Origin of the sequence: Citrobacter sp. wls615 (assembly GCF_005281355.1) — a bacterium.
Classification (GTDB): domain Bacteria; phylum Pseudomonadota; class Gammaproteobacteria; order Enterobacterales; family Enterobacteriaceae; genus Citrobacter; species Citrobacter werkmanii.
This window is the reverse complement of sequence record NZ_SZXM01000094.1, coordinates 1-7,751: the sequence shown is the minus strand read 5'-3', so window position 1 is coordinate 7,751 and position 7,751 is coordinate 1. Positions and strand designations below refer to the sequence as shown.

Genomic DNA, 7,751 nt, shown 5'->3' with positions numbered 1-7,751 from the left:
TGCTCCGCTTAAGTGAACAGTATTGCGCACGCGGCGGGCCTGAGGACAAAGGTAGATTATTCTGCCTGTAAACGCGACGGCGGCGCGGAGTGATAATGCGCGTCAGCCTCGGCAAAACGTTGCTGCATTGCGGTTGATGGCGCTTTACCCAACAGACTAAAGACGACAATACCGATGCTGCCGAAAATAAAGCCAGGGATGATTTCATACAGACCCAGCCAGGCAAACTGCTTCCAGACGATTACCGTCACCGCGCCGATGATCATCCCTGCCAGCGCGCCGTTGCGGGTCATGCGCGACCACATTACCGAGAACAGAACCACCTGACCAAACGCCGCGCCAAAGCCTGCCCAAGCGTAGCTAACCAGACCCAGCACACGGTTCTCCGGGTTGGCCGCCAGCGCGATGGACACCAGGGCCACAACCAGCACCATGATACGACCAATCCACACCAGCTCTTTCTGGCTGGCATTTTTACGCAGGAACGCTTTGTACAAATCTTCGGTGATTGCGCTGGAACACACCAGCAACTGGCAGCTCAGGGTCGACATCACCGCCGCGAGGATCGCAGACAGCAGAATACCGGCAATCCACGGGTTGAACAGGATTTGCGCCAGTTCAATAAACACACGCTCAGCGTTCTGATTAACGGCACCTGCCAGCGACGGGTTGTTATTAAAGTAAGCGATACCGAAGAAACCAACGGCAACTGCGCCGCCCAAACACAGGATCATCCAGGTCATGCTAATGCGACGTGCATGCACAATGCTATGGTGAGAATCTGCCGCCATAAAGCGCGCCAGAATATGCGGCTGGCCAAAGTAGCCCAGGCCCCAACCCATCAGAGAAATGATGGCAACAAAATTCAGCCCTTTGAACATGTCTACGTTCTCAATGCTCTTTTGTTTAATCACTTCCAGCGAATCATCGAATCCACCCACGCCGATAATGACCATGATCGGCGTCAGAATCAGAGCAAAGATCATCAGGCTGGCCTGAACGGTATCGGTCCAGCTTACCGCCAGGAAACCACCAATAAAGGTGTAAATGATCGTCGCGGCCGCTCCCGCCCACAGCGCTGTTTCATAGCTCATGCCAAAGGTGCTTTCAAACAGACGCGCCCCTGCCACAATTCCTGAAGCACAATAGATGGTGAAAAACAGCAAAATAACCAGCGCGGAGATAATCCGCAGAATGCGGCTTTTATCTTCAAAGCGACCGGTAAAGTAATCCGGTAACGTCAGGGCATTATTATTGTATTCGGTGTGTACGCGTAAACGTCCGGCCACCAGCTTCCAGTTGATCCATGCGCCCAAAATAAGGCCGATGGCGATCCAGCTTTCTGAAATCCCCGACAGGAAAATCGCGCCAGGCAGACCCATCAGCAACCAGCCACTCATATCGGATGCGCCAGCAGATAACGCGGTCACGAATGGACCCAGGCTGCGTCCACCCAGAATGTAATCGTCAAAGTTTTTGGTTGAACGCCATGCAATAAACCCTATCAATATCATGCCGAAAATATAGACACAGAATGTCACTAACATCGGTGTGCTAATAGCCATCAAAACTCTCCAAAATTATGTATCAGCAATGCCGTGGCTTGCCGTTTTATTACCCTGCCGGAACGTGGCAAAGATATCTATGTTTACCAGGCGACCGTATCCTGCCGGAAGCGATGGTCATTCACAATCGATTTAACACACCATTTACATCAAAATTGTTCCAGAGTAGATAGCATTTTTCTGTAGGTTGCACTCTCTCACATTTTTTTTGGTTGCACCTTTGAAAAGTGTTAACTACCGCAGAGAAAAAGATTCCATAATTTTTATTCTCCCTGTCACGAACCCCAACTTTATTAACATTTCATTCATTTTCAAGCTTGCAAACCACGTCACATTTAACACGGTTGCACAAAGTTGCAACATAGTGGATATTTCTCGGTAACTATCAGACCCGTATTTCAGTACAACAGGAGTAAACGGCATGGGAACCACCACGATGGGGGTTAAGCTGGATGACGCCACTCGCGAGCGTATTAAAACAGCCGCATCACGAATCGATCGCACACCGCATTGGCTGATCAAGCAAGCCATCTTTAATTATCTCGAAAGACTGGAAAATGACGATGCGCTTCCTGAACTGCCGGCCCTGCTGGCGGGCGCGGCGAATGAGGGTGAGGAGTCAACCACGCCGCAGAATGAAACGCATCAGCCTTTCCTGGAATTTGCCGAACAAATTCTGCCGCAGTCTGTTTCCCGTGCGGCAATCACCGCCGCGTACCGCCGCGCCGAAACCGACGCCGTGCCGATGCTGATGGAGCAGGCACGTCTGCCGCAACCCATCGCCGAGCAGGCGCATAAGCTGGCGTACGATCTGGCCGATAAACTGCGTAACCAGAAGACCGCCAGCGGTCGCGCCGGAATGGTACAAGGTTTATTGCAGGAGTTCTCCCTTTCTTCGCAGGAAGGCGTGGCGCTGATGTGTCTGGCGGAAGCCCTGCTGCGTATTCCCGATAAGGCAACCCGCGATGCGTTGATCCGCGACAAAATCAGCAACGGTAACTGGCAGTCGCACATTGGGCGTAGCCCGTCTCTGTTCGTTAACGCGGCGACCTGGGGACTGTTGTTTACCGGTCGTCTGGTTTCTACGCATAACGAAGCCAGCCTCTCCCGCTCGCTCAACCGTATTATCGGCAAGAGCGGCGAACCTTTAGTGCGTAAAGGCGTCGACATGGCGATGCGCTTGATGGGCGAACAGTTCGTCACCGGGGAAACCATCGCCGAAGCGCTGGCTAACGCACGTAAACTGGAAGAAAAAGGTTTCCGCTACTCCTACGACATGCTAGGCGAAGCGGCGCTAACCGCCGCCGATGCCCAGGCTTATCTGGTTTCTTACCAGCAGGCGATCCACGCCATTGGTAAAGCGTCTAACGGACGCGGCATTTATGAAGGGCCTGGCATTTCGATCAAGCTGTCGGCGCTGCACCCGCGCTATAGCCGCGCGCAATATGACCGCGTGATGGATGAACTCTATCCGCGCCTGAAATCGTTGACACTGCTGGCCCGTCAGTACGACATCGGTATTAATATCGACGCCGAAGAGGCTGACCGACTGGAGATCTCCCTCGATCTGTTGGAAAAACTGTGCTTCGAACCCGAACTGGCGGGCTGGAACGGTATCGGCTTTGTTATCCAGGCCTACCAGAAGCGCTGCCCATTTGTTATCGACTATCTGATCGATCTCGCCACCCGCAGTCGCCGCCGCCTGATGATCCGTCTGGTTAAGGGCGCATACTGGGATAGCGAAATCAAACGTGCGCAAATGGACGGTCTGGAAGGCTATCCGGTTTATACCCGTAAGGTGTATACCGACGTTTCCTATCTGGCCTGTGCGAAAAAACTGCTGGCCGTACCGAATCTGATCTACCCGCAGTTCGCCACCCATAACGCCCACACGCTGGCGGCGATTTATCAGTTAGCAGGGCAAAACTATTATCCTGGTCAGTATGAGTTCCAGTGCCTGCACGGCATGGGTGAACCCCTGTACGAGCAGGTTACAGGCAAAGTCGCGGATGGCAAACTGAACCGTCCATGCCGTATTTATGCGCCAGTAGGTACGCACGAAACCCTGCTGGCGTACCTGGTGCGTCGTCTGCTGGAAAACGGTGCCAACACCTCGTTCGTCAACCGCATTGCTGACAACACTTTGCCGCTGGACGAACTGGTTGCTGATCCGGTCGAAGCCGTGGAAAAACTGGCGCAACAGGAAGGCCAGACAGGTTTACCGCATCCGAAGATTCCCCTGCCGCGCGACCTGTACGGTAAAGGCCGGGAAAACTCAGGCGGACTGGATTTGGCTAACGAACATCGTCTGGCCTCGCTGTCCTCTGCCCTGCTCAATAGCGCGCTGCAAAAATGGCATGCCAAACCGATTCTCGAGCAGCCGGTTGCTGACGGTGAAATGACCCCGGTGGTTAACCCGGCCGAGCCAAAAGACATTGTCGGCTACGTGCGTGAAGCGACTCACAGCGAAGTGGAACAGGCATTACAAAACGCCGTCAATAATGCGCCAATCTGGTTTGCGACGCCGCCACAAGAGCGCGCCGCTATTTTGCATCGCGCCGCCGTTCTGATGGAAGGCCAGATGCAGCAATTGATTGGTATTCTGGTGCGCGAAGCGGGTAAAACTTTCAGCAACGCCATTGCAGAAGTGCGCGAAGCGGTAGACTTCTTGCACTACTATGCAGGCCAGGTGCGCGATGACTTCGATAATGAAACCCATCGTCCGTTAGGCCCGGTGGTTTGTATCAGCCCGTGGAACTTCCCGCTCGCCATTTTCAGCGGACAGATTGCCGCCGCGCTGGCCGCAGGCAACAGCGTACTGGCAAAACCAGCGGAACAAACCCCGCTGATTGCCGCCCAGGGTATCGCTATTTTACTCGAAGCGGGCGTACCGCCGGGCGTGGTACAACTGTTGCCAGGCCAGGGCGAAACCGTCGGGGCGCAGCTCACTTCCGATGAGCGCGTACGCGGCGTGATGTTTACCGGCTCGACGGAAGTCGCCACGCTGTTACAACGCAATATTGCGACCCGCCTTGATGCTCAGGGCCGTCCAATCCCACTTATCGCCGAAACCGGTGGCATGAATGCGATGATCGTCGACTCCTCAGCGCTGACGGAACAGGTTGTAGTGGACGTGCTGGCCTCTGCGTTTGACAGTGCGGGACAGCGCTGCTCCGCGCTGCGCGTGCTGTGTTTGCAGGACGATATTGCCGACCACACGCTGAAAATGCTGCGCGGGGCGATGGCGGAATGCCGCATGGGTAATCCGGGTCGCCTGACTACCGATATTGGGCCGGTTATCGATGAAGAAGCCAAAGCCAATATTGAGCGCCATATTCAGGCCATGCGCGCCAAAGGACGTCCGGTATTCCAGGCCGTGCGTGAGAACAGTGACGATGCGCGGGAATGGCAAACCGGTACCTTTATCGCTCCGACGCTTATTGAGCTGGAAAGCTTCGATGAATTACAAAAAGAGGTGTTTGGTCCGGTACTACACGTCGTGCGTTACCCCCGTAACAATCTGGGCAGCCTGATTGAACAAATTAATGCCTCCGGCTACGGCCTGACGCTTGGCGTCCACACCCGTATCGATGAAACCATCGCTCAGGTCACCGGTTCAGCACATGTGGGGAACCTGTACGTTAACCGTAATATGGTTGGTGCCGTCGTCGGGGTGCAACCATTCGGTGGCGAAGGCTTGTCAGGAACCGGACCAAAAGCAGGTGGACCGCTGTACCTGTACCGCCTGCTGGCTAACCGCCCGGAGAATGCGCTGGGCATTACGCTTGCCCGTCAGGATGCAGACTATCCTGTCGATGCGCAGCTCAAGGCGGCTCTCGTGCAACCGCTGGAAGCCCTCACCGAATGGGCCGCCGATCGTCCGTCGCTGCGTGCGATTTGCCAACAGTTTGGTGAACTGGCGCAGGCCGGAACGCAACGTTTGCTGCCAGGACCAACCGGAGAGCGCAATACCTGGACGCTGTTACCGCGCGAGCGCGTACTGTGTATCGCCGATGACGAGCAGGATGCGCTGGTACAGGTTGCCGCCGTGACTTCGGTGGGAAGCTTAATTCTGTGGCCGGATGATGCGTTCCATCGCGAACTGGCAAAACGTCTGCCAGTTGCAGTCTCTGGGCGGATTCAGTTTGCCAAAGCGGACAACATCACCACGCAGCCGTTCGATGCCGTTATTTTCCATGGCGATTCCGATCAGCTTCGCGCGCTGTGTGAAGCGGTGGCGGCCCGTGAAGGGGCGATTGTGTCGGTTCAGGGCTTTGCCCGCGGCGAAAGCAATATCCTGCTTGAGAGGCTGTATATTGAACGCTCCCTGAGCGTCAATACTGCCGCCGCCGGAGGCAACGCCAGCCTGATGACAATCGGCTAAGGTTGTGGTTAATTAAGGCTCCGGTAACGGGGCCTTTTTTATAAAGTCAGAGGGAAACATGAAACGAATTTTACTGACATGTGCAGCGCTGCTGCTGAGCGGCCAGGCACTGGCAGATGACTGCGCCAACGCGAATAATCAAGCTGAAATGAACACCTGTGCGGCAGAGCAGTTTAAAGCGGCAGACGCCAAACTTAATGAAACGTATCAGAATGCGCTGAAGCGCGCCGCCCCGACCCAGCGCGATTTACTGAAAAAAGCGCAAACTTCGTGGATAACCCTGCGCGATGCAGACTGTGCCTTAATCAGTTCCGGTACCGAAGGCGGAAGCGTCCAGGCGATGATTTCCAGCCAGTGTTTAACGGATAAGACCAACGAGCGCGAAGCGTTTCTCGCCTCGCTTTTACAGTGTGAAGAAGGCGATTTAAGCTGTCCGCTACCGCCAGCCAGCTAACGCACGCGGATCCCTTCGATAATCATCCGCTGTACGCTCTCAACGGTCTGGTTAAAAAAGGCTTCATCACGCAGCGTTGCGCCCGTTACCGCCTCTACCTGTGGGGCAAAGTCTGCATAATGTTGTGTTGAAGCCCAAATCATGAAAATCAGATGGTGCGGATCGACAGGAGCTAGTTTCCCACTGCTTACCCATCCGGCAATCAACGCCGATTTATCATCAATCAGCGTTTTAAGATCACCCGTTAATTCAGCCATCAACAATGGCGCGCCCGCCAGCATCTCCATGCAGAATAACCGGGAAGCCTGCGGGTAATCGCGCGACACTTCCAGCTTAAGGCGAATGTATTCTTTAATGGCCACCAGCGGCGCAAAGTCTTCGCGAAACGCCTTCAGCGGTGCCAGCCAGATATCAAGAATTTGCCGTAAAACGGCAATATAAAGCACCTCTTTTGACGGGTAATAATAGAGCAGATTAGTTTTTGACACCCCCGCCTGCTCTGCCACCTGTTCCAGACGCGTACCGTGGATCCCATATTGGGAGAAGATATTTAATGCCGCGGTTAAAATAGCCTGACGTTTAGCATTGACGGCCTGCGAGCGTTTACCGTTTTTTTTCTCTGCGCGTTGGACCATGCGCCCTCTCCTTCTTGTGAGGGCGTCAGCATACCAAATCACACGGTGAATGGTTAAATTAAAGCGATTCAGGAGGCGCCGTCTGCGGCTGCGATTTTTTCTTCTTGAACTTCAGTTCGCTGACCAGCACGCCAACAATAATGAATGCTGCGCCTAACAAAGCCAGTAGCGGTAGGCGTTCACCCGCCAGACGACCAAAGATCCCCGCCCACACCGGCTCTCCGGTATAGATGACCGTCGCCCGCGTCGGCGAAACGCTGCGCTGCGCCCAGTTCATGGTGACCTGAATAATCGCGCTAAAAATGCCTAATCCCAGCGCGACAACCAGCAATCCTGTCGACATCGGCGGTACAGACTCGCCTGCCGGGGCCATGGCAATAAACGCCACCACAGAAGCGGTTGCCAGTTGCACCACCGTCACCCGACGCACATCTACTTTTCCCGCCCACGCGCTAATCAGAATAATTTCTGCCGCAATTGCCACCGCGCCCGCAAGCGTGATCCACTCACCTTCACCCAGCGCCAGTAAATTCCCCCCCGGCCCGGCAAGAAAAATCAACCCGATAAAGGCCAGTACAATCCCGACACACGGCATTAAATCTGGCATACGCCCCAGACACAGCCATTGCAACAGCGGCACCAGCGGTACATACATCGCGGTAATAAACGCCGATTTACTGCTGGGAAAATAAATATCCTCCGGCATAGCCGGA

The 7,751-nt window shown here is 54.6% G+C and carries 5 protein-coding genes; 2 read left to right on the top strand and 3 right to left on the bottom strand.

Features of this window, described 5'->3' with window-relative positions; translation table 11 throughout:
• Positions 1–56: 56 nt before the first annotated feature.
• Entirely contained in the window at positions 57–1,565 is a 1,509-nt protein-coding gene (gene putP, locus FDX04_RS24070; protein ID WP_137371598.1) for a sodium/proline symporter PutP, read from the bottom strand.
• Between the two features lie 421 nt (positions 1,566–1,986).
• Here putP and putA point away from each other — a divergent pair, with 421 nt between their 5' ends.
• Positions 1,987–5,949: a trifunctional transcriptional regulator/proline dehydrogenase/L-glutamate gamma-semialdehyde dehydrogenase gene (gene putA / locus FDX04_RS24065; RefSeq protein WP_137361061.1), complete on the top strand. Its 3,963-nt coding sequence runs from the start codon at positions 1,987–1,989 to the stop codon at positions 5,947–5,949.
• A gap of 58 nt (positions 5,950–6,007) precedes the next feature.
• Positions 6,008–6,403, top strand: a complete 396-nt coding sequence (locus tag FDX04_RS24060; protein WP_137349321.1) for a lysozyme inhibitor LprI family protein — start codon at positions 6,008–6,010, stop codon at positions 6,401–6,403.
• Here FDX04_RS24060 and rutR read toward each other — a convergent pair.
• Both rutR and FDX04_RS24050 read right to left on the bottom strand, forming a co-directional pair.
• Positions 6,400–7,038, bottom strand: coding sequence for an HTH-type transcriptional regulator RutR (gene rutR / locus FDX04_RS24055; protein WP_042314113.1), 639 nt, complete (start codon positions 7,036–7,038; stop codon positions 6,400–6,402). The genes FDX04_RS24060 and rutR overlap by 4 nt on opposite strands.
• A gap of 58 nt (positions 7,039–7,096) precedes the next feature.
• Positions 7,097–7,751: DMT family transporter (locus FDX04_RS24050; RefSeq protein ID WP_137371597.1), on the bottom strand; the 655-nt coding region annotated here is incomplete at its 5' end.

Bases quoted from the DNA above. Each gene is read 5' to 3' on its own strand.
- putP (WP_137371598.1), bottom strand. From the start codon at position 1,565: ATGGCTATTAGCACACCGATGTTAGTGACATTCTGTGTCTATATTTTC.
- putA (WP_137361061.1), top strand. From the start codon at position 1,987: ATGGGAACCACCACGATGGGGGTTAAGCTGGATGACGCCACTCGCGAG.
- rutR (WP_042314113.1), bottom strand. From the start codon at position 7,038: ATGGTCCAACGCGCAGAGAAAAAAAACGGTAAACGCTCGCAGGCCGTC.
- FDX04_RS24060 (WP_137349321.1), top strand. From the start codon at position 6,008: ATGAAACGAATTTTACTGACATGTGCAGCGCTGCTGCTGAGCGGCCAG.